Source organism: Mucilaginibacter sp., assembly GCF_028288105.1.
Classification (GTDB): Bacteria; Bacteroidota; Bacteroidia; order Sphingobacteriales; family Sphingobacteriaceae; genus Mucilaginibacter.
The window spans coordinates 1-26,110 of record NZ_JAQBOI010000146.1; the positions used below are offsets into that span (position 1 = coordinate 1).

Sequence of the window (26,110 nt, forward strand, 5' to 3'; positions counted from 1 at the left end):
ATATTTTGTTGAACCGCCAAGTCCCGTCCACATTTCGGTTCCGCCTATAAGTTTAGGATAGCCATGATATATCATCATTGCACCTAAACCTATCCGTATAATTAGCAAACCGGTGTTTCTGTAATTGTTTAACTTACTTAAGTATGCCATGTTTTTTATATTTGTTTATTGATAACTGATATTAACCCCATTGGTTTGTACCGATAAATTAATTGTTTTACCCAGTACAAGGCTGCAATTATTGGATATATGCCCTGCCGGGAAATCAAAACAAACCGGATAACTATAATCTGCAACTACATCCATAATAATCTCGGGCAGGGTTTGCCCAAAGGGGATGTCGTTATCCTTCATATCGGTAAAGCCACCCACAATTAAGCCCGTCAGATTTTTAAGCTTGCCTGCGCGTTTCAATGCGTACAGCATACGGTCTGCAGCATAAAGGTATTCGCCAACATCTTCAATAAATAATATTTTATTACTGTAGTCCATATCACTTACCGAGCCGGATATAGCTAAAAGTAAAGAAAGGTTGCCGCCTATTAGTATGCCACTGCTATTGCCAATGCGGTTTTGTGGGGTAGCATCAATTTGATATACTAATTCCTCGCCAAACAAGGCTTTCCTCAGGGTTTCTAATGAATAAGCCGAAGCATCCGGAATATTCAAAGGCATTTGCCCATGTATGCAGGGTAAATTATAATTACTAATGATATGCGAATGAAGCAATGTTATGTCACTAAAGCCTATCAGCCATTTTGGGTTTCTTTGCAGCCCGCTAAAATCAACCATATCTATCATCCGGATAGTACCGTAACCGCCACGTGCGGCTATAATGGCTTTCATGCTATCGTCATCAATAAAGCGTTGCATATCTGCGGCCCTAAATGCGTCATCGCCCGCAAACTGATGGTACGACGCGTGTACAGTATCACCCAGAACAACTTCAAGGCCCCAACTGGTTAACAGGTTCACCGCATCGGTCATGGGTATGGGCAGCTTTTTTGCCGGGCAGGTAATGGCTACCTTATCGCCTTTTTTTAGGTAAGGAATTGGAGTGTCCGAAAGTCCGTTAGTCGGCATAAGTCCGAAAGATTAAATTAAGATTTAAAACTGATTAACTTTCCGTCTTCCGGTCATCGGGGCTTTCCGTCTTACCGACTAAAAAGTTATCTTTGCAAATTAATAAACATCCCTGTTTAATGTCGCAACTTAATAAATTTAAAAGATACACTATAACATCGGCACTGCCCTATGCAAACGGGCCACTGCATATTGGCCATTTAGCGGGCGCATACCTGCCGGCAGATATTTTTGTACGCTACCTGCGGCTGATGAAAAAGGATGTGGTATACATTTGCGGCTCGGATGAACATGGTGCTGCTATTACCATAAAAGCCAAAAAGGAAGGGACTACCCCACAGGCTATTATTGATAAATACCATAACCAGATAAAAAATAGTTTTGAGGAATTTGGGATAGCGTTTGATATTTATCACCGCACCTCATCTGCCATACATCACGATCTTTCACAGGAGTTTTTCCTGAACCTGTATGAAAAGGGGGAGTTTATTGAGAAGTACTCTGAGCAATATTACGATGAGGATTTCGACCAGTTTTTGGCCGATCGTTACATTACCGGCACCTGCCCTGTTTGCAGCTACGATAAGGCCTACGGCGACCAATGTGAAAACTGCGGCACATCATTAAACCCCACAGATCTGATAGATCCTATATCAACTATAAGTAATAAGAAACCTGTTTTAAAACCAACTAAACATTGGTACCTGCCATTAGACAAGTACCAGCCATGGTTAGAGAAATGGATTGACGAGAAAGAGGGTGAGTGGAAAGTTAACGTGTTTGGCCAATGCCGCTCATGGTTAAAATCGGGCTTGCAGCCACGCTCCATGACCCGCGATTTAGATTGGGGCATTGACGTGCCATTAGAAGAAGCCAAAGGTAAAAAGCTTTATGTGTGGATGGATGCGCCTATTGGCTATATATCTGCCACCAAACAATGGGCAATAGATAAGGGCAAAGACTGGCAGCAGTATTGGAAAAAACAAGCCAATACCGAGGATGATGCCTGCCTGATGCACTTCATAGGTAAGGATAACATTGTGTTCCATTGCATCATATTCCCGGCGATATTGAAAGCGCACGGAGATTATATATTACCACAGAACGTACCGGCCAACGAATTTTTAAATTTAGAGGGCGATAAGCTATCGACCTCACGTAACCATGCGGTTTGGCTGCACGAGTACCTGGAAGAGTTTCCGGGGAAGCAGGATGAACTGCGTTACGTGTTAACATCGATATTACCAGAAACCAGCGATAGTGAGTTTACCTGGAAAGATTACCAGGCACGTGTAAATAACGAACTGGTTGCCATTTTAGGGAATTACGTTAACCGCGTAATGATACTAATGCACAAGTACTACGAGGGTAAAGTGGAAAGCGATGGCGCTATTATCGAATTAACCGATGCCAAGGTAAATGACGAATTAGGTGGGTACTATGATGAGCTGGGCAAAAACCTGGAAACCTACCGTTTCCGTGCAGCCCTGCAGAGCGTAATGGATATGGCCCGCTTAGGCAACCGCTACCTTACCGAACAAGAGCCATGGAAAACAATTAAAAGTGACCCTGCGGCCGCCAAAATAGCCTTACATAATAGTTTGATATTGATTGGCCACTTGGCTACCTGCCTGCAGCCATTTTTACCGGCCACGGCAACCAAAATATTTGGTATGTTGAATGTTGATGCCGTAACATTTGATCAGGAAATGGAGTTTGCCAATGGGCATCAATTAAACCCGGCTGCTCTACTGTTCGAGAAGGTAGAGGATGAGGTGATAGACATACAGATCCAGAAATTAGCAGATAAGAAGGCAGCATCAGCCGTGGTGCAGCAACCCATAGTGGCGCCGGCAAAGGCCAATATTACTTTTGATGAATTTGTTGGGTTGGATATCCGTACAGGCACTATCTTAACTGCCGAGAAGGTAGCCAAAACCAAAAAATTACTGAAGCTTACAATTGATACCGGGATTGACCAACGTACCGTAGTATCGGGCATTGCAGAGCATTACGAGCCGGAAGCGATCATTGGCAAACAGGTGAGCATTTTAGTAAACCTGGAGCCCAGAGAGATAAAAGGCATTATGTCGCAAGGGATGATATTGATGGCCGAAAACGCCGAAGGCAAGCTAAGTTTTGTAGCCCCTGCAGACGAAATGCCAAACGGATCGGTGATAAGATAAGTTGATTGTAGATGTGCAAATGTGTTTGACTAACTCATTCAAAATTTGCACCTTTGCATTTCTTAAAAGAACTGGTCCCGTAGTTCAACGGATAGAATAGGAGTTTCCTAAACTCTAGATATGAGTTCGATTCTCGTCGGGACCACTAAATATCCCATATGGGATTTTAAGTCAAAATGTTTTTTTATGAAATGTAAATGCCCACAATCGTGGGCATTTACATTTTGTTGGCAGTTTTTTTTATATTTCGATATGGAGAATGACTGTCGGGAAAAGATTGACATTCAAAGTAATTTATTTACCCTACATTTCATTACGTAAATTAATTCCTTCGGCTGTCTCCGGAACTAAAAATCCATTCCATTTAATATTGTTGCTTGTATGGTTTCTACAGTAGGATGGAAGATACTACTGTATTTTAAAAATGCAGATTGTAGTCACCATTTGCTGTCATCAATTCATCGGCTAATATAGTTGCGCCTCTGTACCTGCATAGTCGGCAAACAGGTTATTGGGCAACCTAATGTCTGATACGAGGTTGTTGGCAGCAATGGTAGGACAACACCCAACAAAGAGCGAGCATTATTTCCCGATAATTTTCTTTCGGTGTACAATTCCCCAATCTGTAAGATTGGTGATGATGGTTTGTAGCGTATCGCCGTGTTCCGTAAGTTCATATTGAACTGATATAGGTTGTGTATCTAAAACGGTTCGTTTTACCAGCTGGTTTATTTCTAATTCCTTTAATTCTTTGCTCAACATTCTGTTAGAAATTCCTTCTATATCATTCAAAATATCGGAAAAACGCCTTTTGCCGTAACAGCAAATAGACGAGATTATAGCAATCTTCCATTTACCGTTCAGCACGTCCATTGAATCTTGAACGGCTCTGATTCTTTTCTTTTGTTCCTGTTGAAACTCTTCTATTTTACATCCCATAATGTTACTTGGTTACACCGATGTTACTGTTATTTATCAGTACAAAGTTACTAAAAATAACTTTAGTAGTCTACCTTTGTCGCTCAATCTTTAAAAAAAGAAATAATGAATAGATTAAAAAATAAAGTAGCAGTTATTACAGGCGGCAATAGCGGCATTGGGTTTGGCATTGCTCAGGAATTTAAAAATGAAGGTGCTGTAGGAGCTATTGTCGGCAGAAATCAGGAAACTTTAGATAGTTCTGTAGCCCAACTGGGAGATGATTTTATAGCCATAAATGCGGATGTAACCAACCTTGCCGACCTGGAGAGAGTGTTTAAAGAAACATCTGAAAAATTTGGTAAAATAGACGTGATTGTAGCCAATGCAGGTGGTGCAGCTACAGGAGCAGCATTTGGCTCTGTGGCAGATATTGGCGAAGCCGACTATGACAAGACAATGGATTTAAACCTGAAAAGTGTTTACTTCACTGTTCATAAAGGACTGCCCTATATGAACGATGGTGGTTCTATTATTCTTATCGGGTCAAATGCAGCGCATCGGGCATATGCGAATTTTACGCTTTATGGTGCTACCAAGGCGGCTGTGATCCATTTTGCAAAAGGATTTTCAAACGACCTTTTAAGTAGAAAAATCAGGGCAAATGTAATATCGCCAGGTACAACAGATACACCGGTATTTGACAAGTTTGTTCCTGCAGAACAACTTGAAGCTGTAAAAAAATACTGGGCAGATGTAATGCCGATAGGCAGAATTGGGCAACCATCTGATATTGGTAAAACAGCGGTTTTCCTGGCTTCTGATGATTCTTCGTTTATGCTCGGTGCTGAACTCCTTGTTGATGGTGGCTTAAGCTATTTGTCTAAATAATTGACCCCATGCTGGCGCGGGTTTATAACCCGTGCCATTAAATAATTAAAATAATTTTCAAAATGAGTAAATCAGAAAACAACGTAGCAAGCTACGCAATTATCGGCTTCGGCAATATCGGCCGGGCTTTGGCTAAGGCGTTTGCCCGCAAAGGCATCGAAGTATCCGTTGCAACCACGCGCGATCCGGAAAGCTTTGCGGCCGATGCGGCTGCGATCGGATCCGGGATCATTCCCACAACACTGGCGGAAGCCGTAAAGGCGGACGTCGTCTTTTTGGCTGTGCGTTTTGAATCGCACCCGGATGTCGCGAAGGCGCTGCCCAACTGGCAGGGTAAGATTATCGTTGATGTGACCAATGCCTACGGCGTGCCCCTTGAGAAGTTGGGCGGACTGCCGTCTGCCAGGTTCGTCGCGCAGGCCTTTACTGGTGGTAGACTGGTTAAGGGCTTCAACCATTTGGTGGCTGCCATTCTTGAACAGGATCCGGCTGTACATGGTGGCAGGAGAGTAGTGTTCCTGGCGAGCGACGATGACGGCGCAGCAGCGGAGATTGGTGTGCTTGCGGAAAATCTTGGCTTCGCGCCAATCAAACTTGGCGGGCTTTCGGAAGGCGGACTCCTTGTGCAGGCGCACGGAAATAGCTGGGGTCAACTGATCTTTAAGGACCTGGTCAAGTTCGACTGATGAATCGTTATCGCAAATTCAATACGATCCTGCCTCGTGGACAAAGGGAACCACAGTCTCAAATCATAAATAGTAGAAATAATGAATAAATTAAAAAACAAAGTAGCCGTTGTTACGGGTGCATCAAAAGGAATAGGCGCATCTATCGCCAAACACTTTGCGGCAGAAGGCGCAAAGGTTGTTGTAAATTATGCTTCAAGTAAAGAAGGCGCAGATAGTGTAGTTAAGGAGATAACCGACAATGGAGGCATAGCCATTTCGGTACAGGCCGATGTATCGAAAGAAGCCGATGTGATCAGGCTGTTTGAAGAAACCAATACGGCTTTCGGCACGTTGGATATTTTGGTAAATAACGCGGTCTTTCAACAATTTCTACCTATTGAACAGGCATCGGTAGAAGCTTTTCATCGGCATTTCAATGTCAATGTTTTAGGCCCTGTACTTACTATTCAGGCATCTTTGAAAGCGTTTGGTGATAAGGGCGGCAATATTATCAATATCAGTTCGGGTGCAAGCAAATCGCCGATGGCAGGAGTTTCGTTATATTCTGCAACTAAAGCGGCATTAGATGCCATAACGATATCCTTGTCGAAAGAACTGGGTGCAAAAAATGTTCGTATCAATTCTATTTTGCCGGGCGCTACAGAAACAGAAGGTGCAACCAGTGCGGGTGTTACTCCTGGTAGTGAGTATGAAAAAATGTTTGTTACCAATACACCGCTTGGTCGCAGAGGCCAGCCCGAAGATATTGCGAAAGCTGCCGTATTTCTTGCTTCCGATGATGCAGCGTGGATTACGGGTGAGCAAATTTCCGTTTCTGGTGGTATGTATGGTTTTTAAATCATAAACTCCAAAAAAATGGAAGACAATGGGACGGAATTATTGGTTGACGGTGGTTTCACCAAAACGCACTAAAATAATTGTTTCAAAATAGTTTTAAACAATTCTCGTCGCCATTTTCGAAATCGGCCTTTATTGTACCGCCACGTCAATTAATAGTTGTAAATCCTCTATAAAATTATTGAAAATTGGAGCCTTTGAGATCACTTGTAAAATAACTTACTGATTATCAGTAAGTTATTTTTGTTTAAAAGAAATTCGAACCTTCCTTTTTATAATAACCGCTTTTTTGACTTAAAATGTCCTTTTCTACAAACCGGTCTGCCAGTTCCGGCAGGAAGCAAGCACAATATTGAATCAAACATAGCTATGCGGGCCGTCAACTTCAAATTCTTCCCTGGTTTTTTCCTATCTTCCCTTCGGCTTTAACATCCATAGTAACCTGACCATGACACAATCACAAATCAACGATCTTTCCGGACAGTATAAACAAATTCCTTCTTTCGCGGAATGGCCCAGCCTAACCTACGGGGCCCGCCTGCTGCCCGACGCTTTTGTGATTGATCTCCGGTTCGATACCACTCCGTATTTCACCGATGCCGGAACCGAAGGCCCTCCCATCAACACCGAAAAGGCCGTTACGGACCTTTACCGGTATTCTGATGTCGAAGACGCTCTTTCCCACGCCCCGCGTCTGCTGTTGGCAGTGCCGGATGTCGCGGCTTGGGACTCGGCCCACCACATCCTGTCTTTTGCCAGGGCCGTGCTGGATGCCTTCTATGCCATGCTCAACGACGGTAGTCGCCCTGAGCCGGTGACAAAATCGATCAGCCTGCCTTCCGCCGCGCTGTCGGGCGAGCTCAAAGGGCTGCGGCCGCTCGCATTGTATCTTTGGGACAGGCCCTGGCGCCCGGATCCTTTCGGGTCAATGCCGACCAGGGGAAATCCTGGCCTTGAGTTCCCTTTCGGTGTCATTCCGGATGCGGAACTCGAAGCATGGATGGCGACGTACGAAAACAAAACGCCCCATGTGAAGATGGGATACTCGCAGAACAACGGGCGAAAAATACTATGGCTGGTGCCTTTCCGGATGGTCGAAGGCGGGTGCTCGCTCTCGGGCCCTGCATTTTTCGGGCTACGGCCCTTATCGGCTACCTTGCAGTCGAGGCCGGATGTGCCGGTGCGGCAATACCTGAGCGGGCAATCGCTCTGGTCGAACGACACGGTCATCGGGAAGCGCTCAGTGAAGGACGTCGACCTCAACATACTGGCCGGAAGCTTCGTCGAAGCGCTCGACCGGCATCCTTCCGATGCCGTCACTGCCGCGCGCCAGGCCGTTGCCAACCAGCGTGCACGTAAGGAGCTCGCGACGCTTTTCACCGACACCGGGCATGAAGCCCTGCTCGCACAGGCCCAATGGTGGCTGCAGGGGTGGCTTGAGGAAAAGTCCGGCCGCGCCAATACGCTGGTAGCAGTGCTTGTTGCGGAACTTGGCGGCGTCGAATCCCCGGCGGGCGTCGGACTGCTGGCGGAAGCCGTCCAGGTCGATGCCGGACAAATACTTGCGGTGTCGCAGGGCTTTCTCAATTTCCGGGAAAACAAGACTTATTTTATCTCTGCCTGCTCGGCTGATACAGCCGACCGTGCCGACCATAAGGCGCTGCCGCTCGAGTGCAGCCTTCGGATCACGGGGGCCGGCAATCCGTTTTACGGAGAAGGCGACATCCGCCTCTACCATCCCGTTACATTGCCGACGAGCAACGGGCCGCTGCTGAAAGCCAGTGTTCCCGTCCTGCTTCAGACCCTGCCCATGCCGCCCCTCATTATGCAACAGCAGGCGCTGGCTTCGGAAGGCGACGCCGCAGCCGATGCGGCAGCAAAGCTGCTCGGATCACGACTGTGGGATTACCGCATCGCCTACGACCGCCAATCAGCCGTCCAGGACACCCTGATCGTGCGGCTCGATACCGGCGATACCGGTGCATCCGTAATGAACGCTACGTCGAGGCCCGACCTCTTCGACGCCCTGGTCGAATTCTCGGAGGCCTATGTGCAGCTGCGCACCGACCTGGAACAGGAAGACGTGATGCCACAGGCCCGCGAATCGTTCGAATGGCTGGCACTGAACGTATGCAATACCTGGATGTATCGCACCCAAATGATGAGGATGAAACAGCAGGCGTCGTATCGCATAGCGGAAGCCGAAGGAGAAGATGGTACATTGCGCGTCGCCATCACCGGGGCCGAAGGGCCGGGCGTGCCGCAGCTGTTACCGCGTTACGAAGGCTACACCGCCGAAAGGACAGGCGAAGACTGGAGGTTTCGTTCCGACGCCACACAGCGCTACCTGTCCTTTGCCGACCGCAACTGGCACTTGCGTAGTCTGGTTTTCGAAAAGCTGGATGTACTCGGGGTCGAAAGCGCCCGCGCCGAGTTGGCGCTCGAGCGCAACCTGCTGCCGGTTGACGGAAAGACGCCGAACCCCGACTTCGCCCTTCACACCGGGTTCATGGGCCCGGGTGCCGCCGCCGCGCCTTTCCTGGCCGCACCGGATCCGATCGACATATCGGGTTTCGGCCAAACGCTGGCCAAACGCATCGAGGGGTTTTTCGCCCGACTGTTCGGCGACACGACCGGTCGCTGGCTGCGGTTGACCGTCTCGTATAGTTATGAAGCTATTGCCGGGGCCGGAATACCGGTGACCGTGCCGGTGCTGCTGTTACCGAAAGAGGCATATGCCACAGGACTTGCCGCCAGTGTCGCCACCGCCATCGACGAATGGAAGCGGCGACACATGCCCGACGAGCCTCAAAGCGGCGCGTTCTTCGAACTCGATCTGACCGTGTTCGGGGTGTTGGAGCAGAGGGGTGTTTTGAGGGTTAGAGGCTCGATGCATCACCTACCTACAACGCAACATGTATAAGCCTTAACATATGTCGAGATCAATGCGCTCTAATTCGACAGCATTTTAGCTGTTCAAAACTGATTCTATTTGACCTCATATTAAAATTGTCCGACATTTATACTGTTGCCCACCTAAACGGTTTAATCAACGGGTCCGACAACACTAATACGGCTTCGGTGGACCACACAGATAAGTAAAAGCCTTTAGATGGAAATCTAAAGGCTTATTTAGTTAGATTTCTTTTTTTATTTAGTGGTGCGGTGATAGCATCGACCACAAGCTGAAGTTAAACCATCAAAATTCATATTATATGTTTAAGAAAGTTACTAATCTATTATTGCTGGCGGTTGTTTTAATGGTAACCCCGGCTATAGCTGCTATAACAATTACACGTGTGGAACCGGCCAACTGGTGGGTAGGCATGAAAAAATCTGAATTCCAGATCCTGGTTTATGGGCCCAATATTGGCAAGTCAATGGTAGTGATCAATTACCCGGGGGTAACTTTAAAACAAGCCGCTAAGGTGGAAAGCCCCAATTATATGTTTTTATACGTTAATGTGGCCAAAGGCGCCAAGCCGGGGATGGTACCTATAAAATTTACCAACGGGCAGGATAAATTTACTTATAGTTACCCGCTAAAAGCCCGTACCGATAAAAGTGGCGCGTTGGGCTTTAACGCATCGGATGTGTTGTACCTGATAACGCCCGATCGTTTTGCCAACGGCAAACCCGAAAACGATAACTGGGACGATGTAACCGTTAACCGCGAAAACCTCAATGCCCGCCATGGCGGTGATTTGGAAGGTGTAGCTAAAGAGCTGGATTACATGAAAGACCTGGGTATTACTACGGTATGGCTTAACCCTATCCAGGAAAATAAGATGCGGGGCGGATCGTACCACGGCTACGCCATAACCGATTTTTATAAGGTAGACCAGCGATTTGGCAGTAACGAGGAATTTCGCGAATTGACTAAAGCTACCCACCAAAAAGGCATGAAGATGGTAATGGATATGGTGCTGAACCATTGCGGTAGCTCGCACTGGTGGATGGCCGACCCGCCATCTAAAGATTGGATAAACAACAAAGGGGTGTTTTTGCAAACCAACCACGCTACCGTATCGGTTATGGATGTGCATGCTTCACAAACGGAAAGAAGCACGTTTCAAAACGGCTGGTTTACCCGTGGTATGCCCGATTTAAATCAAACTAACCCGCACCTGGCCACTTATCTGATACAAAACAGCATTTGGTGGATAGAGTACGCCCGTATTGACGGTATCAGGCAGGATACTTATTCGTATATGGATTTTGATTTTCTTACGCGTTGGAATAAAGAGGTGTATGCCGAGTATCCCAACTTTAACATAGTTGGCGAAACCTGGTATAAAAAAAGCACCTCATCTGCATGGTGGCAAAAACATTCTATCCTAAGCAAAAGAGATCCGTTCCTGAAAACACCTATGGATTTTTCATTGACGTTTATATCGCAAAAAGCTTTTGATAGCAAGGCCGATAACGGTTACCTGGGTGATATTTTTGAAGACATAGCCCAGGATTTTATCTACGCCAATCCTTATAATGTGCTTACTTTTTTAGATAATCATGACCTGAGTCGCTTTAACAGGAAAGAAGACACGGATTTAAAACGCTATAAACAAGGCCTTGCATTTTTGCTGACCATGCGTGGCATCCCGCAGTTATACTACGGTACCGAGATATTAATGAGCGGTACTAAGGAAGAAGGCGACGGGAGTTTACGTAAAGACTTCCCCGGCGGCTGGCCAGGCGACAAAAGTGACCAATTTACTAAGGCTGGCCGTACAGATTTGCAGAACGAGGCCTGGGATTATTTACAAAAACTGCTGCAATGGCGCAAAACTAACGATGCCATTACTAAAGGTACCATGATGCATTATGAGCCTAAAAACGGCATTTATGTGTATGGCCGCACTAAAGGTAATCACACCGTTATGGTGATATTAAACAGCGCCATAACCGATGAAACCGTAAAAATGGATCGTTTTACGGATATTATTGGCAAATATACTACCGGCAAAGATGTGATAACAGCCAAAACATTCCCGCTTAGTAATACCATCACTATACCTGCGAAAGGTGAATATGTATTGGAGTTAAGCAATTGATCAAATATAAAAAGGCATATCATATATACGCTGGCGGCGTTTGAATAACACCTACAGCCAAGGCTTATGAACACTGGTGATTTCTTGAAGTAAAAACAGTCAAAAAGGACCTTTAAAGCATATTGGACCGATAGGGTTCGATAGCGTAGAACCATATTAAGGCGAAGCATTAAAAGGTGCTTCGCCTTTGTTTTTAAAATAGTGTCTGATCACATAACGTAGTTTTCTTTCAAATCGTAATGATATCCAATTCTTTGGCTTTGTTGCACATTTTCAGCCGTTTATCAAACCCCTTTATTCTTTTATCAAATTAAATCGCTGTATTTTAGATAAGTAATTTTGCCTGCCTCTGGTAGGATTTTCTAGAAGGAACCACCAATTTATTAAACCGATAATTAATAAGAAAAAAATGGAACAGCAAACTAACCAACCATCGCCTGAAAACATTATGAAGATTGGCACAGGCTTTTGGGCCTCAAAAATTCTTTTGACTGCAGTGAGTTTTCAATTATTCACCAGGCTTGCTGAAAAGAAAACTATGATGGCTAAAGATGTCAAAGACATTTTAGAGCTTAAATGCACAGACAGGAATGTTTATGATTTTTTAGATGCTTTAACCGTGTTTGGTTTTTTAAAGCGTGAAGGTATTTTGGATACAGCTATTTATTCAAATACTTTGGACTCGGATACATTTTTAGATAAGAACAAACCATCATATATTGGAGGCATCCTTGAAATGATGAACAATCGTTTATATGGATTTTGGGGCAACTTGGGCGAGGGGCTGCTTACCGGGCTTCCGCAAAACGAAGCAAAAAGGAGCGAGGATTTCTTCGGTTTAATATACAAGGACCCTGAAAAATTAAAAGAATTTACCAATGCCATGAGCGGGATCCAAATGGGTAATTTTACGGCCTTTGCTCAAAAATTTGATTTTACAAAATATAAAACGCTAATTGATGTAGGCGGTTCGGCCGGGTTGCTATCACTTATGGTTGCAAAGCATAACCCTCATATGCATTGTACAAGTTTTGACCTGCCACCGGTTGAGCCTATTGCAAACGCTACCATACAGCAATTCGGGTTATTAGATCGCGTAAAAGCTGCAAGCGGCGACTTCTTCACTATGCCAATACCCAATGCAGACGTTGTTGTAATGGGAAATATCCTGCATGATTGGAACGAAGAAAATAAAATATCATTAATGAGAAAAGCTTATGATGCACTTCCCGCCAACGGAGCATTTGTGGCTATTGAAGGCATAATAGATGATGAAAGAAAGCAAAACGTTTTTGGTATGATGATGAGTTTGAATATGCTTATTGAAACAGGAACAGGATTTGATTACACATTTGCCGACTTTAACAGGTGGGCCAATATAGTCGGGTTTAAATCAACCTCACTTCTTCCGTTAGCAGGACCATCAAGTGCGGCAATAGCATACAAATAAAAGGAACAGTATAGGGTATGATTATAAAAGCCTTTTAGATAAAACTCTGAAGGCTTTTTTATCGTTACAGTGATCAAGTATGCTAAACTAATCTCTAAATGGATTTTATTGTAACCGCTATCATCATTATTTGTGTTGTTATTTGGCTTGTAATAGCTAGTAAGAATAAATCGAAATTTGGAATAAACTTAAAAAGGGTTTACTGCCCTGTCTGTAATACAAAACAACCGATAATAAGAATGCCGGGAAACGGAAATCAATTTATTTATGGAGGAACTACTTGCCCTAAGTGTCATGCAAGCCTCGACAAGTATGGAACCGTTATCCCATAAAATTCTCCCTACACTCTTTTTGCCTTACCTTCCAGCAAGTTAGTTGGTGCGTATCCAAATTGTTTTTTGAAAACGTATGAAAAATGAGACAAGTTTTCAAAACCAACCTCAAATATAACCTCAACTGGTTTTTTGTGCTTTTCGGTAATCATGTAATGTGCCAATCCCAGTCGCCTTTGAGTAAGCCATTTTTGAGGAGTTGTGTTGTAGGTTTTTTTGAAATCCCGCTTAAAAGTTGTTAAGCTTCGGCCTGTCAAATAACCGAATTTCTCCATGGTCATATTAAACATGTAATTTTTCTCCATAAAGCTGACCAGATCAACCTTCCCGGGTTCTTCAAAGTTTGCCAAAACACTATCAATATCAGGGTCGATGTTTCTTAGGATACTAATTGCCTCCGTAATTTTCAGGGAGGCAATGTGTCCAGGCAGGTCTTCTATTTCAAAATAGGGTATTAATGAAGCAAGACAACTTTGGAGTAGCGGATGATTATTGAAGCTACAGATTTTGGGTATCGGTGCGATAGCTGTCGTCACCTTAACATTTTCGTAAAAAGCACTCAGCCTTTTTGCCGATAAAAGCATCACAACGGTTTTATGCGGCAAGCCGTCTTTTGGATAATTGATGATTGTGGCCGGCTGGTTTCTTGGAATTAAAAATATATCACCCGTTTTAAAATTATAGCTCGCCCCCGCCTGGACTATTTTTGTCTCGCCCGAGATGAACCATATAAGCATGTGGTGGTCAAATACAATTTCCGATTTGAAAAGTTTATCTTCATAGCACGACAGCTTTATTTCGGGAGTGATGTATTTTGATGTATGTTCCATCGTTTCAGTTTGTTTTATGATCCGTTCAATTCCCATTATGAAAAAATACCTGTGCCGTGATCTTGCCATCTCAAAAATAGTGATCTAAGGCGGCATCTGCACGGCCAGGATAGGCTAAATATTATAAGGCGTATTAGTTTACCCGGAAGGTGATCCCTGTCATTTCCTCACTTAATTTCCAGAGCCTTTTGGCATTTTCTTCGTCTAACGAATAAGGCTGCACCCCACGAAGTGTCCAGGGTTCATCATATTTGTGCTCAATATTTCCCAGGTCCAGTTCTGCGATATCCGAGTCTTCACAATATACTCCTCCAATCGTGTCGAGTAGTGGGCTGGTAGCGCACCAAATGGTTGTGGCAGCACCCTGTGGTATTGATTTTAATTTCTCTGCTACCTCCTTCTTGATTATACCGTCCGCATCATGAGTTCCCATTTGCTGGAACAGCGCTATCGGCTCCTCTCTGCCCAGGTCGGTCCCATAAACTGCACCTGGGTGCAATGCGTATGCCCTTACATTGAATGCCTTCGCGAGATTGTCTAATTCAACGGAAAATAGATTACTGGCTGTTTTTGATTGCCCGTATCCCAGCAGGGTCTGATATTCGCGATTTTCAAAATTGGGATCGTCAAAGTTGAACGGGGACATTTGGTGGCCAAAAGATGAAACGTTTAAAACTCTTGCTCCATTGGCCTTCTTTAAGGCAGGCCACAACCTTGCCACAAGCTGGAACTGCCCCAGGTAGTTGGTGGCTAGTTGTGATTCGATGCCGCGGGTGTCTCTGCGCAAGGGCACCCACATGATACCCGCGTTGTTGATGAGTAAATGAAGCGGCCGGCCTGATGCCAGAAATTTTTCTGTAAACGCATTGATGGAATCCGGATTTATCAAATCCATTGCCTCCAGCTCTACATTGGCAATACCTTGCAGATTCTTCCTTGCCTTTTCAGTGTCTCTTGCCGGGACGATCACTGTTGCTCCTGCTGTTGCAAGTGCTTTAGTCGTTTCCAATCCGATACCTGCGTAACCGCCGGTTATGATGACGATTTTTCCTGTAAGATTAATGCCTTTAATTACATCACCCACTGTTGATGTGGCGTTAAAACCGGAACCGGTTGGTTGCTGTAACGCGCCTTGATAATTGTTCTGTGTCATGTCAATTTATTTTGTTGATACAAAAGTATATGGCAGGAAACTTTCCAACTTTGTTTTAAAGGCCTATTTTGCTTTGTTTTAAAGACCACCTTAATGTATGTCCCAGTTTAATAAATTTAAGGCCAGGCAGCTTTCCTATACCGCCTGGCTCTATAATTCTTATATCCATCATGGTTTTTAATTATTTTGTAATTCTACTTTAGGGTTCGGCTGGCCTTTACCCGTAGTGATCAGGCTTTGCAAACTACCTTTGATATAGCTGGTCCAGGCATCAAAGCAAATATCATAACATTCATATGCCGGAACCAGGCCCCTGTGGGTAAAATAGAGTTGCGTTTCCCCATCCTTTTCAGTGATCTCAAACTCAATTTTTGTACCTACCCATTCTGCTTGGTCTTGCGTGAAACTGAAGTAGTTGTCGAGGCAAAGCCAAACAACCTTTTTGTCTGGTATAACCTCTATTAATTTCATGGTACACTTGTGGAGGTCCCAGCGCTGGTAGGTAAACTCATCGTTCAGTTGTTCTGTACCGCCGTCAATCCTTTCGGACCACCATCCGCGAACATTAGTGACGGCCTTAAATACGTCATTCGGCGATTGGTGTACCGAAAACGTGGTGTTAAAATCTGATGTCATTTTGTTGATTTTTTAGTTGGGTAATTTGTTATTTAATAGGTTTTCTAACTTTTTAAGCCTCAATGTCCAGAACTGATCAAAGTAAGAGAGCCAGGCCTGCAGTTCTTCGAAGCCATCCTTTTTCAATGTGCAATACCGTTCCCTGCCCATGTCCTGAATAGAAATGAAGCCCGCAGTTTGCAGTATTTTAATGTGCTTAGATACCGCGGGGCGGCTCATATCGAAATTCTCTGCCAGGCTGTTTATGGTCAAACTATCCTCTGAGAGCAGCATCAGCATCTTTCTCCTGCTCGGATCGCCGATCACCTGGAATGTATCAAGCGTTGGTATGGCCATGTTGTGCAGCGTTTAAAAGGTTGTCGATGTTTTGGAGTTTCTCTACCCAGCCATGCAGCAAGCCATTGTAAAAATCCAGGTTTTCTTTTTTCGCGAAACCGCTGTGCTCTAAGAAAACCTCCGTGCCTTTGTCCCTGGGTTCCAATTTCCATATCACTACCGAATCAAGCGTGATCTTACCCTCGCCGGGGCCGCTCTTCCAGGAATAGGAAAGCTTTTTAAAAGGAACGACAGCTAATACTTTGCAGTAGAAGATGCCGTCGAAATTCAGGCTGGGTATTGGGCCTGTCCTGAATTGAAAGTCAAGGCCGACGATAGGCTGAAAATCGTTTTTCATGAGCCATTGCGCCATCAGTTCTGATTTTGTCAGGTATTCCCAAACCGTCTCTGGCGGATGAGGGAAGAAAAATTGGTGTTTAATGATTTTTTCCATAATGCGTAACTTGTAAGTTACTCAAATGTATAAGTAACTTATGGGTTACGCAAATATTTTAAAAAAATATTTTGTTATGCTTAATGGGGGATACCATTGAGGTAATGGACAAAGTAGGTTTACAAACGACCGGCCATTCAGGGGCAAAACCCGTTTTCAGGAAAGCGCGATACCCAAATTAATATGATCGATCTTTTGGCCAATTTCTTTTAGCAGCCAACGATCAAGGCCATCTTCGTTGCGTTGGAACCATTCTGTCCCGCATTTAAAAAGTACCGCTTCTTCACCGTCCTGGAACCTTACTTTCCATATCTTCAGGTTTTTAAAAGTATCTGTAATAAATTGTAAGGCTTGTTTGTACCCGTTCCGGTTTAATATGACTTCATAGTTCATCTTTTTCAATTTGGAGGTGAAACAATAGATGCTCTGATATAGTAAGGCAAAGTTCCTTTTTTGGTAAGTGTATTCCAAAGGTTTTTTTCAAACTTTTGTTGGCAAGATGGCTAACAAAAAGGTAATACAGGCTTAAAATCATGTTATTATGTAAGTGTTATACTTATCCAATAAAACAGATGGCCCTTATCCCTTATCCTATAAATACGTTTAATCATTTCCAAAACTGCCTGCCGGATATACTGGATGAGGAAATATCACGCACATCCATCCGGCTCCGGCTTCGTAATAGCCCTCAAACAGACGAGGAACGCAGGCTCTACCAAGAGGAACTGGACAGGCTAAGTGCCCTAAAATATATCAGCCAGTTACGAAAAGGGAAATTAAGCAAGGATGATTTCGGGCAAAAGGTTGAACTGACCGCTTTATAAAATAGCCCATCTTTTCAAGTGGTCTCAAAGACCCCGATTTCTGTTAGTAGAATGACCGCTAATTTATCGGAATATAAAAGGGTATGCTGCTGGCAATGAATATTCCTTACTAACACGACCATTATTTTCACCATCGTTTTTTTAGAGTGTAAAGCTAACTGTACGATCACTTGTGGACATAAGGTATAAAAAAGGAGAAATTCTCCCTTTTTTATACCTTATAATAATCACAGTCGGCTCAACCTTTAATCTAACCCCCATTCCTGTAGTATAGGATTGTTAAATACTTTAATAGTGTTCGCATCCAACAATTTGTTTCGTGCGGTTTTCCAGGAAGTGGCAGCGTCGCCATACATGTTATTGATCCTTGTTGGGGATAGCTCATTAACCTTGCCCCAATGAAAGGTGAAAGGGATATTGTTATCTTCCAGAATTTTCCAGATCTGCGAATAATAGTTATGCACCTTGTCTGAATAAGCTGCGTCCAGCTCCATCACGCAGGTGTGTTTGAATTTTGTGAAGCCCAGGGTTGCACTGGATTGCTTAACAAAGCGGAACGAAAAAAGCCCGGCAAAAGGGCCGAAATCGTCATTCGCTTTCAGCATCAGGTCAATAACCTGGTTCACCTTTTCGATAGGGAAGCCTACCGCCGCGCTAAGCAATTTGCCGCGCAGTGTGGTATTGTTAAAAATTTCGCCCACAGTCCCCAGCTTTTTTACCGGCTTGCCCTGGGCATCCAGGTCGCTGAGCGTTAAGCTTGCCCCCAGTATTTTATTGACCAGCATAGGCACCAGTGCCGGGATCGAATCTGTGAGCAAACCAATAAAGGAGGGCGCATCATCGCCCGGCCCAATACCGGCTTCATTAGCCACTGGTGGGCTGTAATCATTGGTATGGGTGCGTTTGTACATCGTTGTTACGTAAGCGCCCTTGGCCATATCATAAGGGTTAATCAGCACCGCGAAATGATAAGGGCGCTCGTTGCCGCAGGGCAAGTTGGCCGCACTAAAATCCAGCGTTTGCATCATTCCTTTTAATATCTTGCCACTGTCCGAATCATCATAAGGCAGTCGCTGCATATAAGTTTCCAGCAGGAACAGGTCCTCGGTTTCTATCATTACCCCATGGATAATGCCAAAGCTTCCGAAACTGACGAGTGCCGCATTAAACATGTTGTCATCCAGTATGTGCTCTGCCTGTATGTTTTGAATAAAAGTATCAGAAACTACAGGTGCTGATGCACGCTCCAGGTAAACATGCCGGGTAGCACCCACCACGATATGAAGACCCACTACGAATTCTGACACCGCGCCAAAATCAAAAGCTGCGCCATGCGCCCCGGTACTTAAAGCCCCAGCTATGGTTTGCCCGTTACTTGCCCCCGAAGTTTTCAACGATTGTTTTTTTGCCCGCAGGAAATCACCGAGCTCCTGGATGCTCATGCCACTTTGGACAAATAGCAGATGCCCGGGATCGCCGGGATAGTTGGGGGCCACGCTTGCAGCCGTAATGTTAAAGCGGGTGTTCAGCGGCTTAGTATCCAGCATTATGCCATTTGCGGCCGTTGCGATCTTAGCCCAGGACCAACCCGCCCCCAGGGAGCGTAAAGTTGTTTGTGTGGTTATAGCTTCGGCAATCATATTTAAAAAGCCTTTGGTGGCATCGTTATAGCTGTCAAGGGCGTCCAAATCATCCTCGTTACCCAGCTCGTAAAGGTCTTTGATGGTTTCTGTGAAGGTGTCATGCCGGTTAGTCCAGGCAATATTCCCTGTTTTAATGATTTTCATAACGTTTAGGTTTATAAGGTTCCGGTTTTAGGGCAGGGTTTACCGCATTTCCATTTTAAAGTACTTGGGTTATAAATGCCCAGGGTAACCGTACTGAGCAGATAATCCCCAAAATTTCGTCTGATATAAACCTCTGACATCCCTTGCGATCCCAATGAATCACAAACAGGGGTGGTCACAACTTTTGGGTTTTGAAGTATGCCCCAAAAAAGAGAGCTTACTCTTCGCTGCTCGTATTCGGAGCCTTCCAGTTTTTTGGTTTGGACGCGGTAAGTAACACAACTACTGAAGGATAAAGTAACCGTCAGCAAAATCACCACCAAACGGCAGCGATAAGGAATGGATTGAGGGGTAGGATGCATGATTGTGTGGTTTATTGGTTAATGGGGTATTGCCTGTTGGCAGATGTCATTATGGATCGGGGCTATAAACAGTCTTTGCCTGTAGTTAGTGGTATTAAGAATCGCGGCGCATAGCATCGCCGTCTTTTTAGAAATAATGACCGTAGATATCTGCAGGAGGGCAAAGCAAGTCATTGTCAGATGCTTAAGTTAAAACAATTTAAATACTATTATTAACAATACCAAATATTTATGTCTTTAATGGGTTAGTTTAGAGGTGGTTAATGCGAAATTCGAATGGGGGATTTGCTGGAGAACTTATTGTAGGATCTATCAGATATTACTAATAAATTATCGGCACTTTCAAATGGACGTTTTACCAATATAAGTTGACTTTTTTAACAAGGTTTTGGGTTGTTATTCCACCTTTCTTTGTGATATAAATTAAACAAAGAAAACATGAAAACAATATTTATTACCGGCACCTCTACCGGACTTGGAAAAGCAGCAGTTCATTTATTTCACAGCAAAGGATGGAATGTTATAGCCACCATGCGCAACACCGATAAGGCAAAAGATTTTGACAACCTGGAACGGGTTACCGTTTTACCACTTGATATAACTAATCCTGATGAAATTAAAACCACTGCTACTGCAGCAATTGCTTTGGGAGAAATAGATGTGGTACTTAATAATGCCGCCTATGGCGCCATAGGCCCGCTGGAAAGTGTAAGCGACGAGCAATTGCTGAAACAGGTTAACACTAATTTACTTGGTGCTATAAGGGTTACGCAGGCGTTTATCCCGCACTTCAGGGAAAAGAAAAGTGGTTTGTTCATCAATATTACCTCTATTGCCGGCCTGGTTACTTTTCCGTTCGATAGCTTGTACCATGCGGTAAAATGGGGCATAGAGGGTTGGAGTGAAGGCATGAGTTACGAATTGGCGGCCTTTGGCATCGGCATTAAGACAATAGCACCGGGATTTATCAGAACCGAATTTGGATCAAATGTGGTAATCACAAGTACCGAACCTTATAAAAAAGCTATGGATCATTACTTAGGCGTTGTTTCAAGTATGATGGACCCTAACACCAGCGGTTCAACTGCCGAACAAATTGCAGAGGTAATATATGAAGCAGCAACTGATGGGAAAGACCAGGTACATTATACTGCAGGTGCCGATTCAAAGCAGATGCATGAGCGACGTTTAGAGATAGGGGCAGAAGCATCAAGAAAAGAAATGTCGGCGATATTCCTTGGGAAATAATTTAGGCAGATACCCAAACAGGGCTGGTATGCTTTGGTATATGAGCCCTGTTTACCATATATTTGATTTGAAATGGCTAACACCACTAATCCGAATTTCCCACAGATCGTTTATTCCTGCATTTCAAAGCGAATGGTGGAAGGGGAGCTTTTTATCCGGCAACATGTAGTCGATTATATTATTTCGGGTACGTCGGAAGTACATTTTGGTGGTAAATCTCAACTATATAAAGCAGGCGATTTTAGGTTCGCGGTTAAGAACCGGTTAAGCAAGTTTGTAAAGCAGCCCGAACCAGGCGGCGAATACCGCTCTATAGCTATCTGTATAGATCAGGACACTTTACTGGAGTTAAAAGATCAATTCCGGCGTGGTATAACCGCTGCCGGTCGTAACAACGACAATGTTTTTCCATTAAAGCCCAACCACCTTTTTAACAATTACATTGATTCCCTTTTACCATATCTGGAATATAGCCAACACATGGGCGGCGAATTGGTCAAGGCCAAAATAAAGGAAGCGGTACTTGTTTTCCTTGGTACTAACCCAGAGTTAAAGGATCTGCTGTTTGATTTTAGCGAGCCCGGCAAAATAGACCTTCAGGCTTATATGGATGAGCATTACCAATACAATGGCGACCTGCAGCACTTTGCATATCTTACCGGCAGAAGTCTTTCTACCTTTAAGCGCGATTTTGAAAAAATATACCATACCACACCAAGCCGTTGGTTATTAAAAAAGCGACTTGAAGACGCGCATTATCTCTTAAAAGAAAAAAAGGTTAGGGCCTCAGAAGTCTACCTGGAGGTTGGTTTTAAGGATTACGCGCATTTCTTCGTAGCATTTAAAAAGCTATTTGGCTTATCGCCATCAATGGTTTAGGCTAAAGCTATTTAATCGATCCACTTTTTGTTTTATCTATTTCGCCCAAGCCAATTCTAAACTTAAACTCCGCCAACCAAAAATTAACGAAATGAACACAGCCAAAAATCAATGGTCAAAATTTAACAAAGTCCTCGTCGCGGATTGTTCTAAATTCTCCGGGGCCGTATGTTATATTCTGCCGTGTAAGCGCGGTGGCAGTTAATACGAACACGGTAAATATTAATGGCTTATCACCTGCCGACCGGGGCAATGTATATTCCGTATCGATGCTGTCGATAAAACTATAGGTAAAATCAACCTTGCTGCCCTTCAACATTGATAGGCCCGTGCCATCTGCATTGTATTGCAGGAAATCATTGTCGGTATAATCCGTAATCACATCCTCAGATAATATCGTGCCTTGCGAATCCATAAACAGGCTGCGCGATTTTTTGTACTTCCATTTACCAACAATTGTAACTTTTGCAGGAGGGGGGATGTGGTTGTTTTTTTTGCACGAACCAAAAAGCAGCCCGAATACTATAACTATCAGCAGCGCCTTTTTCATAACATACTGTATTACAAATGCCCAATGCAATATACCAATTCTGATTTTAAAATAATATTAACTTTAATATTGTGGATAACAAGTATAACCTACATTTAAATCTGGTTTTTATATTTACATAGTGCCCCACCTAAATATTAATAACAGGTATAACAATTCTCAACTATACTTTTCACTTATTAATTAAAACCTAAAATGGAAACAAACACATCCTCCAAATTTGCTGCCGAATTTTTTGGCACGCTTGTTCTTGTTTTAATGGGCTGCGGCAGTGCGGTAATTGCCGGTGCAAATGGCACAACCGGTGTAGGCTTACTGGGCATTGCTTTCGCCTTTGGCCTATCAGTAGTGGCAATGGCCTATGCTATCGGGCATATTTCTGGCTGTCATATTAATCCGGCTATTTCTATAGGCATGGTTGTAGCCGGCCGTATGAAAGCAAGTGAGGCCGTAATTTATATTGTAGCGCAAATATTAGGTGCGCTTGCGGGGGCAGGTATCTTGTTGCTTATTGCATCAGGTAAAGATGGGTATGATATTGCTGTTAATGGTTTAGGGCAAAATGGCTATGCTGCTTCTTCGCCTGCACATTATAACCTGCAGGCAGGTTTTATTGCCGAAACAGTTTTTACTTTTATATTCCTGTTTGTTATTTTCGGGTCAACATCTACCAAAAATATACACGGCGGTTTCGCGGGCATATCTATAGGTTTAAGTTTGGTGCTTATTCATATTGTGGGGATACCTGTTACAGGTGTATCTGTTAACCCAGCAAGAAGCATAGGCCCGGGCTTGCTGGTTGGTGGTGCAGCAATAAGCCAGTTATGGTTGTTTATTGTTGCCCCAATTTTGGGCAGTATATTAAGCGCGGTTGTATGGCGATATATGTTAGAGCGGAAATAATAAGATAAGGGTCTGTGGCACTCAGTACAGTATCCTGATAATATCAAATAAGAAGGGGAAAGATGTGAATCGCATCTTTCCCCTTTTGTTTAACCTATTTTAGTTTAAATGAATGCTGCTAAGGCCTTTTTCTAAAGCGGTATCTTGTATACCCGGGATAGATGTGCCTTCAACCCTGAAAACGGTAATATCTGTTAAGCCAATAAAGCCCAGCATGTGTTTTAGGTAAGGTACTGCAAAATCGAAGCCAGCCATGGGGCCTTCAGAAAAAATACCACCTGATGCTAACGCCAGGTAAACCTTTTTACCTGGTAGTAAGCCCTGTGGACCATTTTCGTCGTACTTAAAAGTAACGCCCCGCCTAACAATATGGTCTATCCATGCTTTTAGGGTAGAGTGAATGTTAAAGTTGTAAATAGGCACTCCAATCACAATAATATCGGCATCCTGTATTTCTGATATCGCATCTTCAGAGTGTTTAATAGCCACTAAGTTTTCTGGCGTTCTGTTTTCTGCGGGTGTGAAAAAGGAAGTAAGATGGGCTTCTTCCAGGTGTGGAAATTGTTGCTTTACCAAATTAGTTTCTTTTACGGTACTGCCGGGGTAAGCCGCCTGTATTTTTTCAACAACAGCATTACCAAGCTTTATGCTCAAAGAAGCATCGCCTCTTGGGCTTGAAATGATATGAAGGATCTTTTTCATCGTTTTTAATATTTTATATGGTCAAATCTATGTATATTTGGTTATAAAATATTAGTAGTATACAAAAGGTTAGTGATAACCTTTTTGTTAGTTTTTTGAAAATCAATTAGTTATGAATAGAACGATTAGCCCAACCTCTGAGGCGTGCACTAACAGGCTTACCTCTATTGGCGATGCCCTTTATGTTATTGGCGGTAAGTGGAAACTGCGGGTAATAGTTGCTTTACTTGAAGGCAGTAAACGCTTTAACGAGATACAGCGTTCAATAGATGGCATATCGGCCCGTGTATTATCCAGCGAACTAAAAGAGCTGGAATTGAATGGTTTTGTAACCCGTATTGTGCATACAGGAACACCTATAGTGGTAGAATATCAGATCACCGAGTATGCCGACACGTTAAGTGGGGTTTTAAATTCCCTGTCAAGCTGGGGGGCTATGCACCGCGATAAACTTAGACGGGAAAGATAGATCATAAATATGCAGATCTAATACAGAAACGCTATATTGGTTTGCCATTTAAATCTATCTTACTTGTATGAAAAGAATCATCAGCCTGTATGTACTGTGTTTGGTCATCATATCTGCTGCATCTGCCCAAAAAAAGAAGGTCAGCATTAAAAAGCCTACCGAGCTTACTTCAATTGCCCCGGTTGGCATTATCAAAAATATTAGCGACTCGGCCCTGCTTGATATTGTGCAGCGCCAAACATTCAGATATTTCTGGCATTTTGCCCACCCGATTAGCGGCCTGGCGCGCGAACGGGACAACACCGTTAAGGGCCAGTATTACTGGGATTACATAAACGAGGCATACGACGAGCCCAACTTAAGTAAAGGTACCTTTGGCCCCGAAGCCTGCGCGATAGGTGGCACCGGTATGGGCATCCTGGCTACAGTTGTTGCAACAAACCGAGGCTGGATAGGAAGGGATACGGCCCTTAAACGGCTTATAAAAATTGTAGATTTCTTGATCAAGGCCGACTGCTACCATGGCATATATCCGCATTTTATGAATGGTGCCACAGGTAAAACAATTGCTTTTGACAGATTAGATGATGGTGCAGATATTGTAGAAACATCATACCTGATGATGGGCCTTTTGGGCGCTAAAGAGTATTTTAATGGCAATACCAAGGCCGAAAAATATTTCCAGAAGCGGGTACAGCAAATGTGGGATGCAGCTAACTGGAACTGGCACAGTAAAGAAGATAACAAGCACCTGTACTGGCACTGGAGCCCAACCAACGATTTTGATATGAACTTCCCCGTTGGCGGGTACGACGAAGCTTTGATAACTTACATTGTTTCGGCGTCATCACCAAGGCACCCCATATCAAAAGAACTTTACGAAAATAGCTGGGTTAAATCTGATAGCTGGAAAAACGGCAAAACCTATTACGGTCACGAGTTGCCTTTAGGGAATTTTGACAGGGGCGGCCCGCTGTTTTTTGAACAATATACCTACATGGGTATCGACCCTAACGGGCTAACTGACGACCATGGAATTGACTACGCGGTACAAACAAAAAATCACACTTTAATAAACCGCGCCTATTGTATCGAGAACCCTAAAAAGTATAAAGGTTACGGCGAAAACTGCTGGGGTTTAACTGCCGGGGATAGTTATAAAGGTTATGTTGCCCATTGCCCCGAGGTTGATTATGGCGTGATACAGCCTACGGCAGCCCTATCATCATTCCCTTATACGCCGCAGTATTCTATGCAGGCGCTTAAACATTTTTATTATGACCTGGGCGATAAAATTTGGGGGCCATATGGTTTTGCCGATGGCTTTAGCGAATCGCATAACTGGTACGCAAAAACACATTTGGCGATAGACCAGGGGCCGATTGTGGTAATGATAGAAAACTATCGCAGCGGGCTTATATGGAAACTATTGATGAACAACCCCGATATCCGTAACGGCTTAAAACGCCTGGGCTTTAAAAGTAAATGGATAAAGGAATAAGTTTTTAGAAAAGCCATTCCTGTAATTTTTGTAGTATTGCTATTCAACATCGCACCT

General features: G+C 43.9%; 26 protein-coding genes and 1 tRNA gene. 14 read left to right on the plus strand and 13 right to left on the minus strand.

All coding sequences use genetic code 11. The annotated features are described in order from the left end of the window. Positions 1-150 (minus strand): DoxX family membrane protein (locus JWQ85_RS21920; protein WP_367186200.1); only part of this gene is annotated, 150 nt, incomplete at its 3' end. Between the two features lie 15 nt (positions 151-165). Then, positions 166-1,083: an LD-carboxypeptidase gene (locus JWQ85_RS10110; protein ID WP_299467511.1), complete on the minus strand. Its 918-nt coding sequence runs from the start codon at positions 1,081-1,083 to the stop codon at positions 166-168. Positions 1,084-1,202: 119 nt separating this feature from the next. Here JWQ85_RS10110 and metG point away from each other — a divergent pair, with 119 nt between their 5' ends. Then, a complete protein-coding gene (metG, locus tag JWQ85_RS10115; RefSeq protein WP_299467513.1) occupies positions 1,203-3,269 on the plus strand; it encodes a methionine--tRNA ligase in 2,067 nt (688 codons plus the stop codon). Between the two features lie 73 nt (positions 3,270-3,342). Continuing rightward, positions 3,343-3,414, plus strand: a tRNA-Arg gene (locus tag JWQ85_RS10120). A gap of 437 nt (positions 3,415-3,851) precedes the next feature. Here JWQ85_RS10120 and JWQ85_RS10125 read toward each other — a convergent pair. Then, complete coding sequence (locus tag JWQ85_RS10125; RefSeq protein WP_299467515.1) at positions 3,852-4,208, minus strand: helix-turn-helix domain-containing protein; 357 nt, start codon at positions 4,206-4,208, stop codon at positions 3,852-3,854. 105 nt (positions 4,209-4,313) lie between these two features. On the opposite strand from JWQ85_RS10125, the gene JWQ85_RS10130 reads away from it, so the two are divergent. The 6 genes from JWQ85_RS10130 to JWQ85_RS10155 all read left to right on the plus strand — a co-directional run bounded on the left by JWQ85_RS10130 (position 4,314) and on the right by JWQ85_RS10155 (position 13,108). Next, positions 4,314-5,078, plus strand: a complete 765-nt coding sequence (locus JWQ85_RS10130) for an SDR family NAD(P)-dependent oxidoreductase (protein WP_299467517.1) — start codon at positions 4,314-4,316, stop codon at positions 5,076-5,078. A 62-nt stretch (positions 5,079-5,140) separates the two neighbouring features. Next, entirely contained in the window at positions 5,141-5,764 is a 624-nt protein-coding gene (locus tag JWQ85_RS10135) for an NADPH-dependent F420 reductase (RefSeq protein ID WP_299467519.1), read from the plus strand. A gap of 81 nt (positions 5,765-5,845) precedes the next feature. Beyond that, the gene (locus JWQ85_RS10140; RefSeq protein ID WP_299467521.1) at positions 5,846-6,604 is read left to right on the plus strand and encodes an SDR family NAD(P)-dependent oxidoreductase; all 759 of its coding nucleotides are present in this window, start codon (positions 5,846-5,848) and stop codon (positions 6,602-6,604) included. 448 nt (positions 6,605-7,052) lie between these two features. Continuing rightward, positions 7,053-9,527, plus strand: a complete 2,475-nt coding sequence (locus tag JWQ85_RS10145) for a hypothetical protein (protein ID WP_299467523.1) — start codon at positions 7,053-7,055, stop codon at positions 9,525-9,527. Between the two features lie 292 nt (positions 9,528-9,819). Beyond that, positions 9,820-11,658: a glycoside hydrolase family 13 protein gene (locus JWQ85_RS10150; protein WP_299467525.1), complete on the plus strand. Its 1,839-nt coding sequence runs from the start codon at positions 9,820-9,822 to the stop codon at positions 11,656-11,658. Between the two features lie 409 nt (positions 11,659-12,067). Beyond that, complete coding sequence (locus JWQ85_RS10155; RefSeq protein WP_299467527.1) at positions 12,068-13,108, plus strand: methyltransferase; 1,041 nt, start codon at positions 12,068-12,070, stop codon at positions 13,106-13,108. A 340-nt stretch (positions 13,109-13,448) separates the two neighbouring features. On the opposite strand, the gene JWQ85_RS10160 is transcribed toward JWQ85_RS10155, so the two are convergent. The 6 genes from JWQ85_RS10160 to JWQ85_RS10185 all read right to left on the minus strand — a co-directional run bounded on the left by JWQ85_RS10160 (position 13,449) and on the right by JWQ85_RS10185 (position 17,221). Beyond that, entirely contained in the window at positions 13,449-14,177 is a 729-nt protein-coding gene (locus JWQ85_RS10160; RefSeq protein WP_299467529.1) for a helix-turn-helix domain-containing protein, read from the minus strand. 226 nt (positions 14,178-14,403) lie between these two features. Next, positions 14,404-15,423 carry an SDR family NAD(P)-dependent oxidoreductase gene (locus JWQ85_RS10165; protein ID WP_299467531.1) on the minus strand — a complete coding sequence of 340 codons (1,020 nt, stop codon included), beginning with the start codon at positions 15,421-15,423 and terminating at the stop codon, positions 14,404-14,406. Positions 15,424-15,600: 177 nt separating this feature from the next. Then, positions 15,601-16,059 carry an SRPBCC domain-containing protein gene (locus tag JWQ85_RS10170; RefSeq protein WP_299467533.1) on the minus strand — a complete coding sequence of 153 codons (459 nt, stop codon included), beginning with the start codon at positions 16,057-16,059 and terminating at the stop codon, positions 15,601-15,603. Positions 16,060-16,071: 12 nt separating this feature from the next. Continuing rightward, complete coding sequence (locus tag JWQ85_RS10175) at positions 16,072-16,395, minus strand: helix-turn-helix transcriptional regulator (RefSeq protein WP_299467535.1); 324 nt, start codon at positions 16,393-16,395, stop codon at positions 16,072-16,074. Next, complete coding sequence (locus JWQ85_RS10180; RefSeq protein WP_299467537.1) at positions 16,376-16,828, minus strand: SRPBCC domain-containing protein; 453 nt, start codon at positions 16,826-16,828, stop codon at positions 16,376-16,378. The genes JWQ85_RS10175 and JWQ85_RS10180 overlap by 20 nt, the downstream gene beginning before the upstream one ends. Positions 16,829-16,984: 156 nt before the next feature. After that, on the minus strand, positions 16,985-17,221 hold the full coding sequence (locus tag JWQ85_RS10185) for a hypothetical protein (RefSeq protein WP_299467539.1): 237 nt from the start codon (positions 17,219-17,221) through the stop codon (positions 16,985-16,987). Positions 17,222-17,361: 140 nt separating this feature from the next. Here JWQ85_RS10185 and JWQ85_RS10190 point away from each other — a divergent pair, with 140 nt between their 5' ends. After that, positions 17,362-17,652 (plus strand): hypothetical protein, encoded by a 291-nt coding sequence (locus JWQ85_RS10190; protein ID WP_299467541.1) that lies wholly within the window; start codon positions 17,362-17,364, stop codon positions 17,650-17,652. 245 nt (positions 17,653-17,897) lie between these two features. Here the strand turns inward: JWQ85_RS10190 and JWQ85_RS10195 are convergent, their stop codons facing one another. Continuing rightward, positions 17,898-19,439 carry an FAD-binding protein gene (locus JWQ85_RS10195; RefSeq protein ID WP_299467543.1) on the minus strand — a complete coding sequence of 514 codons (1,542 nt, stop codon included), beginning with the start codon at positions 19,437-19,439 and terminating at the stop codon, positions 17,898-17,900. A gap of 11 nt (positions 19,440-19,450) precedes the next feature. Continuing rightward, positions 19,451-19,801: a hypothetical protein gene (locus JWQ85_RS10200; RefSeq protein ID WP_299467545.1), complete on the minus strand. Its 351-nt coding sequence runs from the start codon at positions 19,799-19,801 to the stop codon at positions 19,451-19,453. A gap of 438 nt (positions 19,802-20,239) precedes the next feature. Here JWQ85_RS10200 and JWQ85_RS10205 point away from each other — a divergent pair, with 438 nt between their 5' ends. Next, the gene (locus tag JWQ85_RS10205; protein ID WP_299467547.1) at positions 20,240-21,049 is read left to right on the plus strand and encodes an SDR family oxidoreductase; all 810 of its coding nucleotides are present in this window, start codon (positions 20,240-20,242) and stop codon (positions 21,047-21,049) included. Positions 21,050-21,121: 72 nt separating this feature from the next. Then, entirely contained in the window at positions 21,122-21,928 is an 807-nt protein-coding gene (locus JWQ85_RS10210) for an AraC family transcriptional regulator (RefSeq protein ID WP_299467549.1), read from the plus strand. A 115-nt stretch (positions 21,929-22,043) separates the two neighbouring features. Here the strand turns inward: JWQ85_RS10210 and JWQ85_RS10215 are convergent, their stop codons facing one another. Next, positions 22,044-22,478, minus strand: coding sequence for a hypothetical protein (locus JWQ85_RS10215; RefSeq protein ID WP_299467551.1), 435 nt, complete (start codon positions 22,476-22,478; stop codon positions 22,044-22,046). Between the two features lie 195 nt (positions 22,479-22,673). Here JWQ85_RS10215 and aqpZ point away from each other — a divergent pair, with 195 nt between their 5' ends. Continuing rightward, positions 22,674-23,381, plus strand: coding sequence for an aquaporin Z (gene aqpZ, locus JWQ85_RS10220; RefSeq protein WP_299467553.1), 708 nt, complete (start codon positions 22,674-22,676; stop codon positions 23,379-23,381). 99 nt (positions 23,382-23,480) lie between these two features. Here aqpZ and JWQ85_RS10225 read toward each other — a convergent pair whose 3' ends face one another. Next, positions 23,481-24,083 (minus strand): NAD(P)H-dependent oxidoreductase, encoded by a 603-nt coding sequence (locus JWQ85_RS10225; RefSeq protein WP_299467555.1) that lies wholly within the window; start codon positions 24,081-24,083, stop codon positions 23,481-23,483. A gap of 112 nt (positions 24,084-24,195) precedes the next feature. Between JWQ85_RS10225 and JWQ85_RS10230 the strand changes: the two genes are divergently transcribed. Together JWQ85_RS10230 and JWQ85_RS10235 are read left to right on the plus strand one after the other, a co-directional pair. Beyond that, a complete protein-coding gene (locus JWQ85_RS10230; RefSeq protein WP_299467557.1) occupies positions 24,196-24,552 on the plus strand; it encodes a helix-turn-helix domain-containing protein in 357 nt (118 codons plus the stop codon). A 67-nt stretch (positions 24,553-24,619) separates the two neighbouring features. Next, the gene (locus JWQ85_RS10235) at positions 24,620-26,053 is read left to right on the plus strand and encodes a glucoamylase family protein (RefSeq protein WP_299467559.1); all 1,434 of its coding nucleotides are present in this window, start codon (positions 24,620-24,622) and stop codon (positions 26,051-26,053) included. The last annotated feature ends 57 nt before the right edge of the window (positions 26,054-26,110 follow it).